We start from the raw sequence: 21545 nt of genomic DNA, 5'->3' as shown, positions 1-21545 counted from the left end.
AGCTTAATTACATACAAAGTATTTGTTATTGCTCTGCAGGTAGAGCATCAATGGACTGCAGTACACCTCTAACAATTGCTTGGCGTTTATAGAGATCTTTCATCCTGTTTGGCGTATCGATATTAAGTGCAAAAAACACCGGTCCTGTTGGCCACTCAACCCAACCGATCCACCAGCCATATTGCCCCTGCCAGCCTGTTTTTGCCCGTAAAATCCAACCTCCTCCCGCTTCAACAATCATAATATCTTTGACTAAAAGCTGATCTGCCAACTCAAACGGCAATTGATTTCGATAAAGCTTTTGTAGGAAGTCAACTTGCTCAACTGCAGAAATCGCAAGTTCTCCGTCTATCCAGTAACTGCCACCATCAGCACTTGAATGCTCAAAACTAGGAACTGCATTACCGTAATCTATTAGCGATACATAATGCTGCGCTTTTTTCTCACCTAATTGCTCGGCAAAATCATCATAGACCCAAACAGCAGAATTACCCATGGCAGAGTGTAGGTTTTGATCTTGGTTATGAGGTGCAAAACTGCGTTCAATACCGTCCCACTTAAAGACTTGAAACTCGTCTTTAACCAGATTCGAATCTAGAGCAAACAGACTATGGGGGATTTTAAATGTTGATGCTGGCGAAAAACGATGATTAGCTCTATCAGCGTTATAAACCCAACCCTGTGGCTGGCCAGCGCGCTGATCGACCACCACTATAGTGCCGTTGACATCATATCGTTTAAAGTAGCTTTGCCAATCAGCACGTTCAACAGGCTTTGCGATTGCAATAGATGGCTGCTGCATAAAACATATCAACACGACAGCGAGCTGCCATAGTAAATATCTATACGATGTTTTATTTTTTGTTTTATTTGTCGATAAATTGAAAAATGTTAACAAAGGGTCTTCCTTAAAATAATAAAAATAGTCAGCCCAACCTTTCTTTGTTCGCTATCTTTTCGTTGCCCCAACAAACTATAAGGTAAAAGAATATGGGAGGAAATGTCGCTGTTGAAGAAAACGCTTTTCACCCCACTCAGTTAGTAAGAAGGAGTAACCGACTTAGTTTCTCACCAGTCCTTTACGACACAGTTCCGTGACTTCTTGACTCCTTGAACTAAATTGTGAACAAAAAAACAACACGTTTAGAGAAGTGCTCAGGAAACGAAGCCGTTCTAGTTGCTAAAAGAGACCTTAATAGCATTATCTTCATACAAATCTCCGTTAAAAATGGGATGCCCGTACTTTATATACTTTTTTTGTGACAAAGCTCACCACCCATGCCGCAGGCTTGGTTAACAATTGTATCAATGTTTTACGCTGGTTTTAGGTTCATATAAGGATGTAGAGCAAAAGGTTATTTTCGATTCATGTGCTACTTTTTAAATAGTAAGTTTGTACTTAATAAAGCAGCAGAGACTGAAATAAACAAAAATTACATTACAACGGCTAAATCATTTGTCTGGCTAAACAATGGTAATCAGCGCTAAGCAGCAATCAGTTTAGAATGAGTTAATACATTTTTGAGAGAAAAATATGAAACAAACAGAAAAGAAAGGCATCAGCATATTTGCCTTAGCAATGCTAAATGTTGTTGCTGTGGTGAGTTTACGAGGCTTACCCGCTGAAGCAGAGTATGGTTTGAGCTCAATATTTTACTATATTTTTGCTGCCATTGTTTTTTTAGTCCCAGTTTCTTTAGTCGCAGCCGAACTCGCAACAGGTTGGTCTGAAAAAGGAGGCATATTTCGCTGGGTAGGTGAGGCATTTGGCCCTAAGTTAGCCCTTATCGCTATCTTTATGCTTTGGATAGAAGTGACAGTTTGGTTCCCTACCGCACTGACTTTTGGTTCCGTATCTCTTGCGTTTATGGGGCCAAATCAAACTTGGGATCAATCCTTATCTGAAAATAAATTCTTTGTGCTTGCCATTGTGCTTGCCATATATTGGCTGGCAACATTTGTTGCTCTACGAGGCACTGAAGCCTTCTCAAAACTCGCTAAATGGGGTGGTTTGATAGGTACTGTTATTCCAGGTGTGATTCTTATAATACTCGGTTTCTCTTATCTTTTTGCTGGTAATACTCCACAGATCCAACTAGCTTGGAAAGATGTCATTCCCGATTTTTCAAACTTTAATAATGTTGTTCTTGCAGCCAGTATTTTCCTCTTCTATGCCGGTATGGAAATGAACGCCATCCATGTGAAAGAAGTTGATAATGCCCCTAGAAATTACCCTATTGCCATTGGTATTGCCGCATTAGGTACTGTGCTCGTTTTCGTCCTTGGTACTCTAGCGATTGCGTTTGTTATTCCTCAGTCAGAAATTAACCTGACGCAAAGCTTATTAGTGGCCTATCACGACATGTTTGTTTGGGCCGGAATTGGCTGGGCAGCTCCTGTGATGGCTGCCTGTTTGGCGCTTGGAGTGTTAGCCGGGGTTGTCGGCTGGGTTGCAGGTCCCTCCTCAGCATTGTTAGTGGTCGCAAAAGGGGGATACCTTCCTCGCTTTTGGCAGCAAACTAATAAACATGGTATGGCAACGCACATCATGCTGGCACAGGCTCTCTTAGTAACCTTAATTTCAACGGTTTTTGTAGTTCTTCCATCCGTGCAGGCGGCTTATCAAATTTTAAGCCAGCTAACCATTGTACTGTATCTCATTATGTATTTAATGATGTTTGCTGCAGCCATTTATTTACGCTATAGCCAGCCTAATCGCCCTCGTCCTTATCAAATCCCAGGTGGGAGTATTGGTATGTGGTTGATTGCAGGCCTAGGTTTTATTGGCTCATTAACTGCTTTCCTATTTTCGTTTATTCCACCCTCACAAATATCGGTCGGCAGTCCTGAGACCTTTGTTGCTATATTAGTCATTCTGACTCTCGTCTTTGTCTCTATCCCTTTGCTGATCTATAAAGCTCGTAAGCCTCATTGGCGCGATCCTGAAGTCACTGACTTCGCACCTTTTACTTGGGAAATTGAAGGTAAGCACCCAGGTGTTATTAATTCGTCTGATAAAGTTACCCATACTTTGCATCAGCCTAAGTAAGTCGCATACCAGCAGTGATACTTTTACAGACAAGGATCAATAATGGCCTTATTAACCGATGTGATGCAACAAGCATTTGACAAGTATAAAGACAAGCATGGTGGGAAAAATGCCTCTTATATTCCGTATTTAGCACAAGTGCCTTCAGAGTTAACTGGGATCGCTTTTGTATCAGTTGACGGTGAAGTGACCTCCTTTGGTGACAGCAGCTACCACTTTGCAATTGAGTCTATTTCAAAAGTGATTACTTTAGCTCTAGCACTAGAAGAATCAGGAAGTGAAGCTGTCCATAGTAAAATTGGTGCCGACCCGACAGGGTTACCTTTCAACTCAGTTCTTGCATTAGAAATGCACAATGGTAAACCGCTCACCCCACTAGTTAATGCCGGAGCGATTGCAACAGTGAGTTTGATCAAGGCGGATGACAAAGAGCAGCGCTGGAAAAAAATCCTAGACTGCCAGTCACGCTTCGCTAACAGCGCGATTCAATTATCGGAAGAAGTGAATCAATCTGAGCAGACAACGAATACCCACAATCAGGCGATCTCTTTATTATTAAAGGCTGGCGGAAACATGTATAGCGACCCGCTTGAAGCCTGTGATGTATATACTCGTCAATGCTCAACATTAATTAACTGTGTTGAACTAGCTACAATAGGGGCGACGCTTGCGAATGGTGGATTTAATCCATGTAGCAAGCAAACGGTCATCCACACAAAAAACGTGTCCCATGTACTTGCTGATATGATGATGGAGGGGCTATACGAACGCTCAGGGGACTGGGCCTATGATGTTGGAGTGCCCGGTAAGAGCGGCGTCGGGGGAGGCCTTGTTGCTGTTATCCCAAATGTTGGCGCGCTTGCCGCCTTCTCTCCACCGTTAGATCCAGCCGGAAATAGCGTAAAAGGGCAGCTGATGATAAAACATATCTGCCATTTAATGGGCTGGAATATGTTTAACACTCGGATTCCACAATAACTATCTGGAAGCTATTTCATATTAAACAATATGAAATCATGACTCAGAGAGTGCCTATTCACCACTCTCTGTTCTCCTTAGTTTGCAACGTCGTTACGGCCTCAAAATTAAACTTTAGGTAATCGATTATTCATAGTCGAGCCGACACAGTTAAGCATCAAGCAAACCAGCCGTATTGTGCCGATAACAGTTTAATACTCATCACGACCGACATCACCACCACTAACGGCTTGATAATTTTAGTCCCCTTGGTTAGCACTAATCTTGAACCTAGCGTAGCGCCTATCGCCTGCCCTATCAACATCACCCCACCAAGCATCCAAAATACTTTTCCACCAATGGCAAAGAAAATAAGCGACGCAATATTGGTCGAGAAATTCAAAATTTTGGCATGTGCGGTGGCTTTTGCTAAACCGTAACCCGCTAAAGAAACAAAGGCTAAGGCAAAGAAACTTCCGGTACCTGGACCAAAGAAGCCATCATAAAAGCCCACGGCCAAAGCGGCAGTAAAAGCAAACGCAGTTGGAGCTAGTACTTGTTGTTTATCATTTTCGCTGATGCTTTTAGAAAATAAAAAGTAACCACCTATGCCTAACATTAAAAAAGGCAGAAAAACCTCTAAAAAGGCGGTATCTATCATCTGCACCGCCATCGTCCCTAGTGCTGCACCAACAAAAGCACACGCAATACTCAGTTTCATATCACTGAGTTTCACCATGCCTTTACGTACAAAGTAAAAGCTCGCAAAAAAGCTACCACCACAGGCTTGTAGCTTATTGGTCGCTAGAGCAACCGTTGGCGGCAATCCTGCCCACATTAATGCCGGTATAGTGAGCAAACCGCCACCGCCTGCAATCGCGTCGATAAAGCCTGCCAGCATGGCAACAAAAAACAGCAGAGCGATTAGCTCAAAAGTCAGATCTAGAGTCATGATTCAATAACAAATAATTTAAGTGCCGCTATTAAACGTTGTTTGCAGTTAAAACACAAAGGAGTTATCGTTCATCTTAAGTGAGTTTATCTCACACAAGAAAAGAATAAGGTTAGACTAATGTACCCACATCTCCCGCCATTAAATGCGCTTAGAGCATTTGAGGCTGCAGCTCGATTAATGAGTTTTACGCTTGCAGGAAAAGAGCTGTTTGTTACTCATGGGGCTATCAGCAAGCAGGTTAAACAATTAGAAGACTTTGTCGGTATGGCATTGTTTATTCGGCAACATCGAAGCCTGAAACTCACTGATGAGGGCGAGCGCTACTTTGTTCATGCACAGGCTGCGCTGCAGACCATTAACAATGCGACGAGCGATTTAATTACTCAGCCACTTCGAACCCAAACTTTAGCAATTAATGTGCTGCCAAGTTTAACGATTAGCTGGCTTATACCAAGAATGGAAGAGTTTAAGTCTCGCTACCCTCACCTCTATGTCGACTTATCCATTGGCGACTTTGAAGTGGACTTCAATCAGGTCAATTACGATATCGCCATTCGGAGCAGTACTTCGGTCCCCAAGGCAGCCAATGTGATGACTTTAATGGATGAAGATCTCTGCCTAGTGTGCTCGCCTGAGATTGCTTGTGAGCTTAATAAGCTTGAAGACGTTAACGCCATGACATTATTGCAGCACACCACAAGGCCGGGGCTATGGCAGTTATGGGCCGAGAGTGTCGGGCTTGAGCTAACAACAGAAAAGAAATTTGGTGTGGAGCATTTTTACATGCTGAGTCAGGCTGCAGTGAGCGGAATGGGCGTAGCCCTTATCCCACGTTTCTTTATTGAAGATGAGCTGAAAACGGCTAGGCTAGTGATCCCATTTGAAACCCACGTTGATGCGCAGTTTACTAGCCCCTATCGCTATTACTTATTGACGCCAAAATCGAGTAACCTGCCGCTAAAAGTACAATCTTTTATCGACTGGCTACTCGAACTTTTTAGCCCATATCGGCAGCAATAGTGTTATTGACGGTTCGCTCGATTTTGAAGCTGTTAAATAACATCATTTTCAGCTAAGTCGAACATCTCTAAGTAGTTCATCCCAGAGTGGACACTTAAATCAAAGTTAAGCACTTTATGGCAAACATCATAAAGCTTTTCACCGAACCACTGCCTATCAAACGCTTCAAGCGCATTGATAATACCCGCTTGGCATAAGTTACCTTTTAAGCTCTCTGGGGCCATCGCATCGATAAAGCTGGCGACTAAACCGTATAGGTCTCTTTCGGCGTCGCCTTCAACTTCCCAAAGTGTAGGATCGGCATATTGGCAAGCATAATGACTGGCAGCAATATCAAGCCCAATACCAAAATTCACCAGTATGGCTTTGTTGTCATTACAAATAATATTCTTGGGGCAAATTGCACCATGATAAATATCCATCTGATGCATATACTGCAAACCCGTCAACAACTGAGTAAACCACATTAACGGCTGCCCCATTTTGATATTGGTGACTTCGTCAATCGACTCGCCATATTCCCACGCACGGGCAATAAATAGGTTTTCACTTTGGGGTAACTGACCAAAAGCCAGTACCTTTTCAATATGAGGATGGTACACCTTTGCAAGTGTGCGATAGATGCTACTTAATGTAGGCCAGTTAGCCTCTACTTTGCTGTAAATTGACACCCCGCACTGATACTGTCCCTGCAGATGCGTCGCACGCCAGAACTGACTGGTTTCTTTCGCGGCAATAAACTGCTCAAGTTTAAAATGGTGATCGATAATAGCGCCAGCAGTGATCTCTATTTTTTCAGGCACTGCGTCACATACTCCGTGGTCAATCAGTGCCGATAAATCACTGCGCAGCGCATCTAGATCTGTTGTCGTTCCGGCAGCCGCCTCTCGGTACCACTGATAAACCCGCGGCTGATTAGTTTGCTCGGCAATGGCTAAAAAGCCCTCGGCGTATGCCTTAATATCTTCGCTATTAGTGACGTTATCTTTAATATCGATAAACTCAACATCACCCATGTCAGAGACAAAAATACAGTTGCTGGTCCAGCCTCCAACGGTAAAGCCACGGCGATGAATTTGTTGAAGACCGGTTACACTGCGGCGTAATATCTCCAGCAACTGGTAAGTGGTCATTTGCTCGGATTCGAGCACATTTAGTGGTACGCCCCGAGGCATACGGATAGGAAGTACTAACTGTTCGCCGTCTTGAATCAATGGCGCGCAATAAGGTACACCACAGCAACCTGATAGTGACTGCAGTCTTTGGAATTCACTTCTCAGTTGGATTTCATGGGTTTCTGATTGATCACTATCGGCAAATTGAGTAGGAATAAGTACTTTTAAAAGCCAAGGCGCAGTCCATTCACCTGGATTATATTCCGCTTGCCAGACTTCAAGGCCGCTTTGAATAAACAAACAGCGCAACTTGGTAAAGTCTTGGATTTGATTATTGCGTTTTTCAACAATTGCCACTTGACCAATAGTTTCTAACACCAACTCTTTTTGAGTATCTGTGACTTGATGCTTTTTAGGCGCGGTAAGGCCCCACTCGGTGGTCAGCGCTTCGACAATTTGCTTAGGGGTATAAATGCTGAGTGAGCCTTGTTGCTTCTCAAGCTCAATCTCCTCGCCTTTACGCCCTGTCACAAACACCATGCCTTGGCACCAAGGCGCATAAACCCCTACAGGAATTTTATGCTTGACGTTACCGGCTAATACGCGAGCAACATAATTAGCTTTAGCAAGACTGTTATCGACTTCACGTCCATCCAGAGACCAGGCATGCATGCCAGCGTCTAAACGACCTATGTAACCTTTTACATCGACAACGTATACGCCCCACTCGCCTATGACGAGGGCGTCGACTTCCATGGCTTGTCCCGATTTTGTTGGGATCTCGACATTTGTCAGTAGGATATAATCCTCTGGAAGTTCATCAGCTAACAGGGAGAATGCCCAACGTTCGGCATCGTTAACCGGTGTTCCAAAGCTTATCATTCTTGCCATTCTTTTCTCCTTTAGTGGCAATTATTTTATTTTTCTATTAGCTTCATTCTCATCTGTCAGGCACAAAAAAGCCACTAATATAAGTGGCTTATTTAAAATTTGATTTCGCGACTTGTTTTAGTGTTTACAACCGTCGCCACACTCATGTGCATCATCGGCAAAATCATCATCGCCTTCTTGATGCTGCATCACACCCCAGCCGTCGGTAACACCGCCGAACTCTTGGGCAAATTCATGTAGAGAGATCTCTTGCTCAACGATAGTGTCGTATTCAGGCACCATGTTTAAACAAACGATTAATTCCCACTTACCTGACTCATCATTTAGAAGGAGTTCAATTTCGCCTTCAAGATCTGATTTACCCAGTTCTTCAAGTGCTGATTCAGCATCGCGTTGATCTTCAAAAACTAAGAAGAAGTCGACATCAAGAGCCACTGATAAGTCGATACCGGCATCAGCCATCGCTTCAAGCATTTTGCCATTGTCATCATCTGGAAACTGCATGTTTATCCTCTCTTCCTAGTTATTCAGCAATAATTTTAACGCTTTCGCCATTAAAACTAACCACTTCACCAGCAATCACTTTCTTGCGCTTGCGGGTTTCAACTTCACCATTAACGGTAACTTGCCCTTCAGAAATAACGTGCTTGGCTTCGCCGCCTGCACTCATCATTCCTTGGACCTTCAATACTTTATATAACTCGATGTATTCTTCGCCTGACTTTAATGTCAGCGTTGGAGTATCTGAACTCACAGTATTTCGCCTTAAATAACTAAAACTGACGGCATTATAGCACTCAATTAATCATGCGAGTGCATGCTTTCTAACACCTTTGTGCTGCAAGCAGTCCGTAAAGGTAATCATCAAACCATTGTTCGCCAATTTTACAGTTCTCTTTCAATATGCCTTCACGCACAAAGCCGCACTTTTCTAGCACTTTTGCTGAAGCAATATTTTGCGCAATACAGTAGGCAATAAATTTATGTGGCTTATTAGATAAACAAGCCCAATCAATAATAGCCTTTAAGCTTTCGCTGGCAAATCCTTGCCCGTGAGCCTTAGGGTGGATCATATAGCCCACTTGCATTTGCTGCATTTCGGTATCGCTATTTTGCAAACCAACAAAGCCAATAAAATCCTGCGTGTGGGCATCCTCAATGATAGTGAGTAACCACTCGCCTTCAGCAAACTCTTGGTTTTTTAAAACACGCTCGAACTTTTGTCGTATAACAGCTTCGGCCTGAGGTTTACGAACATACTCATTTAGCTCTTCACTTGAATGAGTATATAAAAAGTTATCCCAGTCTCCTGGCGACACAGTTCTTAATCTCAGCCTATCGGTATACAGTTCGAGCATGTTAATTCCTCTAAAACAAGCTAAGTAGGATTTATCCTCTGCTTGTTACTTCTAGAAGGTGGTAACCAAACTGCGTCTTAACTGGACCTTGAACTTCATTCAATGGTGCACTGAAAACAACTTCATCAAACTCTTTAACCATCATGCCTGGGCCAAATGAACCAAGATCGCCGCCTTGAGCTGAAGATGGGCAAGAAGAGTTAGCTTTTGCTACATCACCAAAATCAGCACCATCGATGATCTGTTGCTTAAGTTCTTGACACTGTGCTTCAGTGTCTACTAATAGGTGTCTTGCAGTTGCTTGTACCATGGTTTAACTCCCAAAAATTAAATGTTATTGCCTTCTTTAGGCAAAATAAAACCCAGCCAGTATATACCAAAAATTACGGCACATCCCAGCTGGGTTATTACAGATTGATTAAGTTACTTTTGCGAAGCAATCCAATCGTTCACTTTTAACTCCATCACTTCCATCGGCAGCGAACCTGAAGTTAAAATTTGGTCGTGATAGGCCTTTAAGTCAAACTTATCGCCAAGCTCTTGCTCTGCTTGTGCACGCAGTGACAAGATCTTTAACTGACCAACCTTGTAGCTTAACGCTTGACCTGGAATAGCCATATAGCGCTCAACTTCTGCAATAATGTCAGACTCAGCCATTGGCGAGTTATCTTTCATATATTGAATCGCTTGCTCACGAGTCCAGCCTTTAGCATGCAGGCCAGTGTCTACCACTAAACGCATGGCACGTAACATCTCGTCAGACAATTTACCAAAGTATTGGTATGGGTCGTTAAATAGTCCCATCTCAATCCCTAAGTATTCAGCATAAAGTCCCCAGCCTTCTTCAAAAGCCGTGTAACCACCAAAGCGTTGAAACTCTGGGACACCGGTTAACTCTTGTTTAATCGCAATCTGGAAATGATGCCCTGGTGCCGCTTCATGCAATGATAACGTCGTCATGCCCCATTTAGGTTGCGCTTTAAGGTTATAGGTATTGATATAGAACACACCAGGACGTGAACCATCTACCGCTGGTGCATCATAAGATGCGCCAGCCGCCGATTGCTCTCTGAAGCTCTCAACAGGCTTAACCACATAATCGGCTTTAGGCATTACGTTGAAATACTTTGGCATTTCAAGGTTAATTCTATCTTTAAGCTCCATATAACCATCAATCAAGCCTTGGCGTTCAGTAAAAAAGTACTGAGGCTCTGATGATAATGATGCAAAAAATGCGCTTAGGTCGCCTTCAAAACCTACTTGAACTCGCACTTTATCCATTTCAGATAAAATTCGAGCAACTTCATCTAAACCGACCTTATGGATTTCATCTACAGGCATAGTCGTTGTCGTATGCGAGTTCGCAAGATGTTGATACCAGACTTTACCGTTAGGTAGTCCCCACCAACCGTCTGATGCACGAGACGACTTGATATAAGTATCCTGAAAGTAATCACGTAATGACGTCAGCTCGGGGAGTAGCTGCTCACCAATCAGCTTAGTATATTCTTCTGTAATAGCTTGCTTGTCGGCGTCCGAAAAAGTCTCTGGCATTAGCGTGATCGGGGTATAAAACATACTGTCATCAACGTTATCAACAAGCTGGGCGCTAAGCTGAGGAATAATTCGTTCAACTAACACTCTTGGCAATACAACTTTGCTCTCGATGCCTTCATTCATTCGAACCTGAGCAAGCTTAAGCCACTCAATGAATCCCAATAAACGCTTTTCCCAGTTACGATAGTCTTCTACCGTGTTAAACGGCTGAGCACTTTCACCACTGCCTAGCTGGACCATGCTAATCACAGTGCTATAGAACTGGTTCATCGGCATAAAATGATTAGGGAATGTCTCATCAGCCAAGGCTACGTTGCGATCGTAATTAAACATGTCATAGCTAAGCTTTAGCTCGTTTGACAGCTGACTACGATCTATTTTTTTTACTTCTTTTAAGTATCGCGTATTAAGTTGATGACGCTCAGTTAAATAAGCATGTGATAAGCCATCACCAAACTGATCGTTATAGTCATTAACGCCAACAAAAGTCGCGTAGATTGGTTCTAGTTTTAATAAGTCATTAAAGTAGTTATCCACTAGCAACAAGTAAGCCTGCTCTGCAGACTGTAATTGGCCAGTCTGCCCATCTGTTTGTTGTTTAGCTGTTTCTGTTTGCTGTGCTTGCTTGTTATCTTCGCCGCAGCCAGCTAACCCTAAAATTGCGCCAATTGACAACGCAAGAACCGCCTTCCTCATTTTATTATTCCTTTTCTTTATTGTTAGTCTTGTATCTTTTCTATACTTAAACCAAATAAGGAGCCTTTAATGATCTATTCATTCAGCAACTCTGGGTTTAGGGATCCTGAAACAGGCGTATATAACCAAACCTATTTTATGGAAGTATTTAATCGTGAATGGCATCGCCACATGCGCGACCATCAGAGTCTGGCCTTATTGTATCTATGCCCACACATTCATGAAACTATTTCTCAACCACAATTGTTAGAATTATTCATGAAGCATGTACAACAAGCACTATTGCGATCTACAGATCTACTTGCAAGACTCGATAATCAGGCATTCGCATTGGGTATTTTTGAAGTTGATGACACTGGCGCTCATGTGGTTATCGATAGATTAGAGCAAACTATCAACGAGTTTAATCATAACCTTAAAAAGCAACATCACGGCGAAATAAAGTATGAACTTGGCGGCTGTGTTTGTAGCCCTCATAGAGACCTTTATCTTGAAGCACTATTTGAGGCCGTAGAACAGCACACAGATCTAATGCGCTTACCGCAAACAGTTGAACATCGCCTTATCCATCTCTAGTGCATTATTTCCCTGCCAAATTTATGGCATAAAAAAGCCCCTTAAAAGGGGCTTTTAATCTGTCTATTAAATTAAAGTGTCACGTTATGTACGCGAGCCTTTTCTTTAATATAACCAATATAGCTCTTAGCTGAACGAGCTGTTTTCTTATCATTAGCAGCAAGTTTGGCATACTTATATGCTGACTTGTATTGCTTAAGGTTAAGATAAGCTAATGCCAGTTCAAACTGTGCTTCACCAGGGTTTTTAACACCAGCATCCAAAGACTTCTTCAGCGCAGTAATGGCAGACTTATGCTGTCCATCCAACGCCAAGATACGTCCTTGTCTTAGGTATAATTTACCACTGTTATTTAGCGCAGCAGCTTTACCGTATGTCTGAGCAGCTTGTTTCATCTCCTTAGCATTTTGGTAAAAACCAGCCAGTGTGGTCAGTGTTTTCTCGTCTTCTTTAATCAAGCCAGATTTCATATTCTTAGACATGATTTTAGCAGCGTAATATGGCGAACCATCAGCCGCTAGAAGCTGTGACAAACGAGTAACATTACCCGCAGTCTCTAAAAACCCATTCTTATAAGCTAAGTCGTATGTTGCAAGCGACTTGCTATTATCACCGGTCAAAAGATAGAACTGAGCTAACTGAACCCAAAGACGCTTATCTTCTGGAAATAATGGCACCATTATTTCTAAGACTTTAACTGAGTCTTTGTATTTCTTCTGGTTGTAGTACGCTGTTAGCTTCACCTGATATAAAGTTTTATCAGGCTTTTCAGAAATGGCCAGGCCTTTATCTGCAACAGCAAGTACCTTGTCCCATTCTTTTTGCTCAGAATGTGCAATAGCTATACGCTTATAGACTTGTGCATCTTCTTTACAGGTAAACTCCATTCACTTGTAATACATCGGGATAGACTCTTTAAACTTCTTCTCTCCAATCAGGAGGTCAGCGTAGAGTCGTAGAGTTTGTGCGTGGTCTACACCACCAAGAATATCAGCATCAACCGCAGACTTCAGGTACTTAGTCGCAGTAGCCATTTGTCCTTTTTCCGCATAAAAGTTACCTAACATGCGGGCGATATAAGCTTTATCGAAATCACTCTTAGCATTCGCTTCTAAAAGAATCGAAATTGCTTCGTCAAGATTTCCCTCGGTATAAGCCTCGAAAGATCTTTGCACTTTTTTAGAAGCACTCTGACCAACTGCTTTCGACTTACGCTTCTCAATCGGGCACTTCTCTGCTGCATAAGCGACTGGCGCTACCGCAACGCTTCCACCTAAACAAAGTATTAGAGCTGCAGCAATTGTATTGATTTTAGTCATAACTATCTGCCTCCTTTGTCTAGAGTGAAATCAAGTTGAACTGTCATGCCAGGTTGTTTAAGGGCTTTACCGTCAACAATCTTTGGCTTGTACTTCCACTTTTTAAGTGCGCGACGAGCTTCTTTGTCAAATAAACGCTTAGGTTCAGCCTTGATGACTTTAACTTCTTCAACACCACCTAGCTCGTTAATCGTAAAGCTAAGCTGTACCCAACCCTCTTTACCATCACGTGCCGCTTTAATTGGATACTGAGGCTCAATTCGAACGATAGGTGTAGCATCACCGTCTCGAGTCATCATGTTGCCTAGTTTAAATCCAGTGTTTGCACCACCGGCTTCAACTCCACCCATGTTAAATGACATATTTGTATCAATGTCAGATGAACTATCTGGTGGCGTAGTATCCGGCTTTGGCGGCTGCTCTGGGGGTGTAGGCGGTTTAGGCTTAACCCTTGGCTTTTTCTGCGCTGATGCATCATCTTTGTTCATGGTGATTTCAATGACAGGTGTTTCTGTCGAGGAATCGTGGCGGGTTGGACCGCCACCTACCAAAAATGCCATGAAGACAAACAAAGCAAAAGTCACAGCAGCACCAATTATCAGTGATACTATTCCTCTCAGCATATTATTCGTTCCCCGCCGATACAGATATCTTATCAATACCTGCAGCTTTAACGTTATCAAGAACCTTAACCACTAAACCGTGTCTAGCTTCTTGGTCTGCTTGAATCAATACTGCAGCCTCTGGTGCTTCTGCAAGCATACGTTCTACGTTTGCAGTTACACGCTCGATATCAACTTGACGGTTTTCCATCATGATGACACCGGTCTTGCTCACACCAATAAAGATGTTAGCTGAAGGCTTCTTCGTCGCTTGTGAGGCTTCAGGCTTGTTATAGTCAAGGCCTGATGGCTTTACAAACGATGTTGTTACAATAAAGAAGATAAGCATAATGAACACGATGTCGAGCATCGGTGTCATATCAATCTCAGCTTCTTCTTCTACGCTTGAATGCTTTCTACGTGCCATGTTCAATCTCTCTCTAGTGGTGCGGCATGCTGTCTTTTAGCTTCGCTAAACTGATTTTCATTTTTGCATCTAGGCGCGTACTAAAGAATACGCCCGATAATGCTGCAACCATTCCCGCCATTGTCGGCATGGTCGCCATTGAAATACCAGCTGCCATCATACGAGCATTACTCGTTCCATGAACTGCCATCACATCGAATACTGAAATCATACCGGTTACGGTACCTAGTAGACCAATCATTGGACAGATAGCTACTAAAGTTTTGATAATCAGCATACGTGCCGTTAAATCTTGCTTCGCTTGGGATACCCAAGCTTCACGGATGCGGTGTGCGTACCAAGAGGTTGAATCCTCTCGTGCTTCCCATGCGCTTATGATTGCTTTGTGCTCTTTTGGTGATATCCAATTTAGATACCAGTAGCGTTCAAGCATCAATACCCACATAACAAACAATACACCAGCCACTAACCAGAGGACGTCGCCTCCGGAGGCCATGAAGCCCCTGACGGAATCCCAGATATCCATCAGGAATAACATTAGGCTTTCCTCTTCTCAGCGTGTGAAGCAACGATACCAGCACTTTGTTCTTCAAGTACTTGTACAATTGACTTGCTACGTGCGATTACAATCGCATGCATAAGCATTAGCGGTAGTGCAGCAACTAGACCTTGAACCGTAGTCATAAGTGCCATAGAGATACCACCAGCCATAAGCTTAGGATCGCCCGTACCGAACAACTGGATGCTTTGGAAGGTTGCAATCATACCGGTTACTGTACCAAGTAGACCCATCATAGGTGCGATAGCGGCAAGAACCTTAATGATTGAGATACGAGACTCAAGAGCAGGTGTTTCTTTCAGAATTGCTTCATCAAGTTTCAGCTCTAGTGTTTCAACATCAACATCTTTATTGTCTTGGTAAGCTTTAAGTACACGACCTAGTGCGTTATTACCTGGGTTATCAAGGTTCTTACGCTGCGCCTTAACTTTAGCACCAACAACACCTAGTGTGATTAGACGCTCGATAGAGATTAGCGCACCAAGAACTAGTAGACCGATGATGATATAACCGATAGTACCACCCGCTTCGATACGCTCTTCAATGGTTGCTTTACCAGTGAAGATATTAAGCAGCGTACCTCTGATAGGATCGATATAAAGCTTTGATACACCCGATGTTGCAGCTTCAAAACCAGCAATAGGCTTTGTTTGGTAACCGTCAGGCTGCTGTGAAAGCTCCTGTACTAGGCCAAGCTCTGCGTTGTAAACAACATACTTGCCATCAGCTAATAAGTTAAACGGACCAACACGAGTAATAGTTGTGTTATTTACACTTCCATCGATACCCGTAACAGCACCTTCAAACTTAACAACTTTTCCAGACTCAGCCATTTCAAACAGTGCTTCTTCCCAGAAACGCTCTAGCTCATCGATTTTTGGAAGTTGCTTACGTGCACCAAGATCTGCAATAAATACATCACGACCAGGATACTGTGCAGAGATGTTTGAGCTTGCTAGCTTGCCAGCGAAATCGCCCGCGTCACCTTTAACAACACCAAACATCTCACCCAAGTCACCTTGAGCAGTTTTTAAGTCTTCTTCTAACTGACCGATTTTACGCTCGTTATCCAAAAACGCTTGGTTTAAGTCTTTTCCGCGTTGACGCTCTGCTGCTAAAGCATTTTTCTCACGCTTTAGTAATGCAGCTTTATCGCCACGTTCATTTTTAAACTCTTGCTCACGCTTTGCATTTGTCTTAGATGCATTAGCACGATCAACTTTTACTTGGTTAAGTAGTTGGTCGATTGTTTTGGGTGCATCTGCAGCGCTAGCAATACCGGCCGATAATGACAGGGTCGCAGCAACGATTGCTGTAGTGATAAACTTCTTCATTATTGTGCAGCCTCCGCAGCAGGGATTGGTAACGAGAATAGATCCGGTGCGCCTTGTTTACGAGCGATACGGATACCTTTAGTTAGTTCGCGTAGGTAGCTATCATCTAGCGGATCCCAGCCTTTAGTTTCATCGTTATACATCCAAGCAGACTTACCGTCTAAGCTTTGTGCATATAGTGCAACACGACCTAAGTTAAAGAAGTCTACAAGTACTTCTTTACCGTTAAGCTCTAGCTGACCCGTTTTAACTGCAACGAAGCTGCCGTATTCACGCTCAATTGAGTAAGCATCTAGAATTAGACGATACTTTTCAGCAAGGGTTACTTCAGCACTATTAAGAAGGTTCTTAAGATTGTTAACACGCTCAACACGTGTTTCAGTGTTAAATGGAAGATCAAGAGCGACAAATTGCTCTAATGCATCAACCATTTTAAACATCAATGGCACTACGCCTTGACGTAATGCATCAACGCCGTTGATGTCACCTTGAATAGATTTCATTGTAGCTTCTTGATCTGCAACCAGACCTGCTACGTAGTCGTTATAAGATTTTAGTGATTCACGTTCATCAGCAACTGACCCATACTCGAACAACATGTCCTGAGCTTGGTCAAAATACTTATCAACTTTCTTCTGAGACGATGCAGCTTCAGCGTGAATTTTAGCGTCAGCTTTCTGAGCGTCAGAAAGAGGATCGGCAATCACTAAGTTGCTGCCTGCTAAGGCTAGTGCGCCAATGAGCGCTGTAGCGATTTTTGTTTTATTGCTTACCTTGGACATAGTTCCCAACCAATTTGAAGTGATTAAAAAAGCTTTAACTTATCGACAACAGGGTGCATGCGCTTATTTTGCTTTAGTTCCCTATTGCCTAAGCCTGTCTTTCTATTGTGATTGTTAATTATTATCTTCCCTTTTCTACACCTTCGAGGATGTAGACCCGCTGGCATCATTTCACAAAATGTTGACCTGTGTCAACATTTGGGAACACCAAAAACTAGTAGAAAACTCCCTTAAAGGGGGTAAAACAACCAAAAGCGGCATTTCCAAATAATCCGTGTTAATAAGCGTGGAACAGGAAATAGCATCACCACAAAACCATAACCATAAGCGCTTGATTAAAATAAGTTTAATTCGCGCCCCCACTAAATTGACATTTAACATATCATTAACACGATCTGGTAAAACCAGTTTCTTATATACTTTTTAACGGTGCTTTTTTCGCCTGCAAATAAGGGGAAGCTGATAAAAACACTAAGCTGATAGCTATTTTACTGACTGTATACTCAGGGACAGGTTTTAACTTAACTGAACAAGAATATATGCTTATTGTATAAAATTTACCTATAAGAAATTGTTATATCTCACTGCCGCTTAAAGCAAGTTTCAGGACTATAAAGAGCATTGGTTTAGCGAATATCGCACATACTTTACGTGGGCGAAGCAAATCAAATTTTGCACAAAAAAAAAGCCACCTTAAAGGTGGCTTTTAAACACTATTTTATTAATTAAATTTAGAACTAAGTATTAAAGCTAAACATTAGAACTTAAGGTTAACACTTACGTGCATGAAACGACCAAGCGTGTCATAGAAACCTGCGATAGTATTCGCGTTAGTTGAAAGTGAGTTACCTACCATTGGTGGCTCTTTATCGAACAAGTTGTTCATACCCGCAGTTACAGACATGTAGTCGGTAAATACATAAGTACCATTTAGGTCAAAGTAGTTATAAGCATCAATTCCACCTTGCTCTGCTAAACGCGTATCTGCAGTGCCTTCGTAATCAATTGCACCAAAGTAACGCCACTTAGCTGCTAACACCCAATCTGCTGCAGAGTACTTAGCTGTAAATGTGTGTCTCCACTCTGGAGTCGCAAAACAATCTGAACTAATAGTACCGGCACAATCATATGATAGTGCGTCATTACCTTTAATTGGTTGAATTTCTTTCTTCATTGCATAAGAACCAATGATGTCGAAAGAAAGGTCGCCACTTCCAAGTTCAATGTTGTATTGAGCCGCAGCATCAATACCTTCCCAAGAGCGACCACCAATATTGTCACTTAGGTTAACAACATAGCCGCTTTGGCCTAACCATAGGCTACCAGAAGCACTACGCTGAACATTTTGACAGAATGCATCATCACCTGTTTCTGCACAGATATTTAGGATTCGCTCAGCACCAACAGTACTGATCACGTTTTCCATTTCAATGTTGAAGTAATCTAGAGAGAAACTAAAGTTATCTAATGGGTTAGCAACTAAACCTAAAGTAATAGTTTCTGCTTCTTCAGGGTCTAGCTCAGGGTTACCACCCGCAAATTCGTTGTACTGACCTGCTGGCGAAGAACCAATATTGCCATACTGATCCATAGAGACACCAGTATTAGCACATTGAGCTGCACTGAATGCAATATTACCATCTTCATCGGTTGCACAGCCATCAGCACCAGACCATAGACCAATGCTTTGTGAGTCAAATAACTCGGCAACATTTGGTGCACGAACTGCGCGGTTAAAGCTTGCACGGAACATATATGCATCAGCCAATGTATAATCAGCACCTACTTTGTATGTCCAGTTGCCACCTGAAGTTGAGTAATCAGAGTAACGAGCACCAAAGTCAAATCCTAAGTTGTCTAGTACAGGGATTTGGAATTCGGTATATAGTTCGTTTACGTCAATTTCACCGTTAAGACTAGTGTTTGGACCACCTTGACCGAGTAGTTGACCTTCTTCATATACTGTATCTGAGATTCTTTCGTAATCTTGCTCACGACGCTCAAAACCAAATACCATCGCAATTGGATCAGATGCAGAAGGAATGGTCACACCGATATCACCAGTAACATAACCACTATAAATAGTTTGCGTTACTAGACCAGTCTGGATACCCACACCAGCAAGCTGCGCTGCTTGCTCGGCTGTTACTCCGCCTGGTTCAAATACGTTGTAATATAAACAACCATCAGCCTCTACACACTCAGTATCAACGGCGCCAACTCTTGGTGCGATTTTTGGTGCAAGTAGGTCATTCTGATACACAGATGAAGATGAAGTTGCCGAGTAATTAAAGTTTACATCGTATGACCAGTTATCATTGATGTCACCTTCCATACCAGTAAGGATTCGGTATGAGTTGTGCTCTAGGTTGTTCGAACGAGCACCGCCTTCTACATTACGCTTACCAATATAAGCTACGAATTGATCATCGCCAGTCTGATTAAATTCTGCTTGTAACTGCTGCTTTTGAAGCTCAGTTAGCAGAGGGTTGTTATAGTCCATCAAATACTCTTCATTAAAGAAAGTACCTGACTCAGCAATCTGACCTGCAGTACGGTTCTGCATGAAAGATAGCTCAACATATGGACGTGCATGGTCGTTAATTTCGTAGTTCATAAATGAACCTAGAGAAATACGCTCATTTGGACGCATAAAGTGGTTTACTGGCGCATAGTTATAACGGTAACCATCATCTGGCTTGAAACCGTTACCATTTGGATCCGTGTAACCCCAAAAGTTTTGCTTGTAATCAACTTCACCGTCAACTACAGGGTAAATATCAAAGTGTGCTAGAGGTGTGTTAGCTGAACCACCACAAGCAGACTGTGAACCATTTAGTGCACAAGAAGAGTAATCACGCTCACCTTGAAGTAGCTCATCGTTACGACGCCAAACAGCATAAGCTACAGCGTGACCTTTACCATCGGCAAAATCACTACCAATTGCTAAATCGATATTATAAGACTTACCATCAATATCAGTATTGCCTGACGGATATTCAAAACCCTTCTCATCCATTAGGCCCTGAATAAAGCCATTGTCATTATTATGCTGATAACCAGAGGCACCAACATTGATTGAAATGCCATCGAAGTCATTGTCCATGATGAAGTTAACAACACCAGCTACTGCATCAGCACCGTAAACGGCTGCTGCACCACCAGTCATCACTTCAACACGCTTAATAAGCGCTGCTGGGATTTGGTTAATATCGGCACTCTGTGAGGTAATACTACCTGCTTGCATTCTACGGCCGTTGATAAGTACTAATGTACGATTACTACCTAGACCACGTAAATCAAGCGAAGCTGTACCTGAGGCGCCGTTAGCTTGGAAAGCGTTACTTGCAGTTTCTAGTTGTGGAAGTTGGTTTAGAATGTCTTCGACATTGGTAAAACCACTCATTTTTATCTGCTCAGCATCCATTACATGAATTGGAGAAGAAGTCTCCATATCAGTTCGCTTAATGCGTGAACCCGTTACTTCAATACGCTCTACTTCTTCATCGGCTGCATACACTGCTGGTGCGGTAAAAGCAGCAGTCATAGCGCCACTAACAAGTGCTAGACGCACTGAGTTTGTTAGACAGTTATTCTTATACATTGTAAATCTCCCTGGACTCTCTTTTATTTTTTTAGCAACACACTCATTAACAAAAAGTTGCATAAGTGAGAATTTGCACACAAATAAAAACACACCAGAAACATATTTACAACATTTGAAACACATAAGGCTTTAACTGATACATATAGACACAAATACACGCAAGTTCAGCCAACGGCTAAATTAGTCTTTAACGATGTTTATTGGCTATATCTAAGGGAATAGGAATAAAAGTCAGTAAATGAAGATGAAGTTACGCGATAAGTGCCATCCATAAAAAACGACATAAGACCATGAAAAAGCATATAATTTTATACGATAACATATCTCATAACTTTAAAGCTAAAGCTCTACAATATGAAACCTACTAACCCAGCCAGACCCGAATAACACAAAAGACTTCCCCCTAATCTCTTGTCAACAACGATAGAATTGCCGGCTAATTTGTATCAAAGAGCCCTTTAATTAATCAGCACTGAAAATCTGCTGTAAATGATTAATTCCATCCGCCATAGGCCAAAAACCATAAAGCGATAGCGGCAAGCAACTGATTTAAAAAGAAATGTTAAATTAGTCATCACTTCAAGATTGTGAAGTATAAAAAAAATTAAAAAAACGCACTGAACGCGCAATTTTCAATCAAACTGATGATTCATATGTGTGGATGTTACAATTTAAGTACTCTTAGTTAGAGAAAACTTAGTCTAAATCTATGCTGGGTTTCACCTGACAAATACAATTTTC

At 42.3% G+C, this 21545-nt stretch carries 18 protein-coding genes and 1 pseudogene; 4 read left to right on the top strand and 15 right to left on the bottom strand.

Annotation, left to right across the window (positions count from 1 at the left end; all coding sequences use genetic code 11):
- Positions 1-25: 25 nt before the first annotated feature.
- Positions 26-802 (bottom strand): class D beta-lactamase, encoded by a 777-nt coding sequence (gene blaOXA, locus K5Q73_RS12545; RefSeq protein WP_220759457.1) that lies wholly within the window; start codon positions 800-802, stop codon positions 26-28.
- Positions 803-1534: 732 nt separating this feature from the next.
- On the opposite strand from blaOXA, the gene gadC reads away from it, so the two are divergent.
- Positions 1535-3049, top strand: a complete 1515-nt coding sequence (gadC, locus tag K5Q73_RS12540) for a putative glutamine/gamma-aminobutyrate antiporter GadC (protein WP_220759456.1) — start codon at positions 1535-1537, stop codon at positions 3047-3049.
- Between the two features lie 42 nt (positions 3050-3091).
- Positions 3092-4027, top strand: a complete 936-nt coding sequence (gene glsA / locus K5Q73_RS12535; RefSeq protein WP_220759455.1) for a glutaminase A — start codon at positions 3092-3094, stop codon at positions 4025-4027.
- 157 nt (positions 4028-4184) lie between these two features.
- On the opposite strand, the gene K5Q73_RS12530 is transcribed toward glsA, so the two are convergent.
- Positions 4185-4958, bottom strand: coding sequence for a TSUP family transporter (locus K5Q73_RS12530; protein ID WP_220759454.1), 774 nt, complete (start codon positions 4956-4958; stop codon positions 4185-4187).
- 120 nt (positions 4959-5078) lie between these two features.
- Between K5Q73_RS12530 and K5Q73_RS12525 the strand changes: the two genes are divergently transcribed.
- A complete protein-coding gene (locus K5Q73_RS12525; RefSeq protein WP_220759453.1) occupies positions 5079-5981 on the top strand; it encodes a LysR substrate-binding domain-containing protein in 903 nt (300 codons plus the stop codon).
- A gap of 32 nt (positions 5982-6013) precedes the next feature.
- On the opposite strand, the gene K5Q73_RS12520 is transcribed toward K5Q73_RS12525, so the two are convergent.
- The 6 genes from K5Q73_RS12520 to K5Q73_RS12495 all read right to left on the bottom strand — a co-directional run bounded on the left by K5Q73_RS12520 (position 6014) and on the right by K5Q73_RS12495 (position 11598).
- Positions 6014-7987 (bottom strand): NERD domain-containing protein kinase family protein, encoded by a 1974-nt coding sequence (locus tag K5Q73_RS12520; RefSeq protein WP_220759452.1) that lies wholly within the window; start codon positions 7985-7987, stop codon positions 6014-6016.
- A 117-nt stretch (positions 7988-8104) separates the two neighbouring features.
- Positions 8105-8491, bottom strand: coding sequence for a ribonuclease E inhibitor RraB (locus tag K5Q73_RS12515; RefSeq protein WP_220759451.1), 387 nt, complete (start codon positions 8489-8491; stop codon positions 8105-8107).
- Between the two features lie 19 nt (positions 8492-8510).
- The gene (locus K5Q73_RS12510) at positions 8511-8741 is read right to left on the bottom strand and encodes an RNA-binding S4 domain-containing protein (RefSeq protein ID WP_220759450.1); all 231 of its coding nucleotides are present in this window, start codon (positions 8739-8741) and stop codon (positions 8511-8513) included.
- Between the two features lie 70 nt (positions 8742-8811).
- Positions 8812-9345 carry a GNAT family N-acetyltransferase gene (locus K5Q73_RS12505; RefSeq protein WP_220759449.1) on the bottom strand — a complete coding sequence of 178 codons (534 nt, stop codon included), beginning with the start codon at positions 9343-9345 and terminating at the stop codon, positions 8812-8814.
- 31 nt (positions 9346-9376) lie between these two features.
- The gene (locus tag K5Q73_RS12500; protein WP_220759448.1) at positions 9377-9655 is read right to left on the bottom strand and encodes a peptidylprolyl isomerase; all 279 of its coding nucleotides are present in this window, start codon (positions 9653-9655) and stop codon (positions 9377-9379) included.
- A gap of 113 nt (positions 9656-9768) precedes the next feature.
- A complete protein-coding gene (locus K5Q73_RS12495) occupies positions 9769-11598 on the bottom strand; it encodes a DUF885 family protein (protein WP_220759447.1) in 1830 nt (609 codons plus the stop codon).
- A 69-nt stretch (positions 11599-11667) separates the two neighbouring features.
- Between K5Q73_RS12495 and K5Q73_RS12490 the strand changes: the two genes are divergently transcribed.
- Positions 11668-12174 (top strand): diguanylate cyclase domain-containing protein, encoded by a 507-nt coding sequence (locus K5Q73_RS12490; protein ID WP_220759446.1) that lies wholly within the window; start codon positions 11668-11670, stop codon positions 12172-12174.
- 71 nt (positions 12175-12245) lie between these two features.
- Here K5Q73_RS12490 and K5Q73_RS12485 read toward each other — a convergent pair.
- The 7 genes and pseudogenes from K5Q73_RS12485 to K5Q73_RS12455 all read right to left on the bottom strand — a co-directional run bounded on the left by K5Q73_RS12485 (position 12246) and on the right by K5Q73_RS12455 (position 20801).
- A pseudogene (locus K5Q73_RS12485) lies at positions 12246-13493 on the bottom strand (hypothetical protein).
- Positions 13494-13495: 2 nt separating this feature from the next.
- Positions 13496-14116: an energy transducer TonB gene (locus K5Q73_RS12480; protein ID WP_220759444.1), complete on the bottom strand. Its 621-nt coding sequence runs from the start codon at positions 14114-14116 to the stop codon at positions 13496-13498.
- Position 14117: 1 nt separating this feature from the next.
- A complete protein-coding gene (locus K5Q73_RS12475; protein WP_220759443.1) occupies positions 14118-14522 on the bottom strand; it encodes a biopolymer transporter ExbD in 405 nt (134 codons plus the stop codon).
- Between the two features lie 13 nt (positions 14523-14535).
- A complete protein-coding gene (locus tag K5Q73_RS12470; protein WP_220759442.1) occupies positions 14536-15060 on the bottom strand; it encodes a MotA/TolQ/ExbB proton channel family protein in 525 nt (174 codons plus the stop codon).
- Complete coding sequence (locus tag K5Q73_RS12465) at positions 15060-16415, bottom strand: MotA/TolQ/ExbB proton channel family protein (RefSeq protein ID WP_220759441.1); 1356 nt, start codon at positions 16413-16415, stop codon at positions 15060-15062. The genes K5Q73_RS12470 and K5Q73_RS12465 overlap by 1 nt, the downstream gene beginning before the upstream one ends.
- Positions 16415-17197, bottom strand: a complete 783-nt coding sequence (locus K5Q73_RS12460; protein ID WP_220759440.1) for a DUF3450 domain-containing protein — start codon at positions 17195-17197, stop codon at positions 16415-16417. The genes K5Q73_RS12465 and K5Q73_RS12460 overlap by 1 nt, the downstream gene beginning before the upstream one ends.
- Positions 17198-17954: 757 nt before the next feature.
- A complete protein-coding gene (locus tag K5Q73_RS12455; protein WP_220759439.1) occupies positions 17955-20801 on the bottom strand; it encodes a TonB-dependent receptor domain-containing protein in 2847 nt (948 codons plus the stop codon).
- Positions 20802-21545 lie beyond the last annotated feature (744 nt).

It is taken from the genome of Shewanella sp. MBTL60-112-B2 (assembly GCF_019655055.1).
In the GTDB taxonomy this organism is placed as follows: Bacteria; Pseudomonadota; Gammaproteobacteria; order Enterobacterales; family Shewanellaceae; genus Shewanella.
Note: the sequence above shows the minus strand (reverse complement) of the source record. Positions and strands in the feature narration are given on the sequence as shown.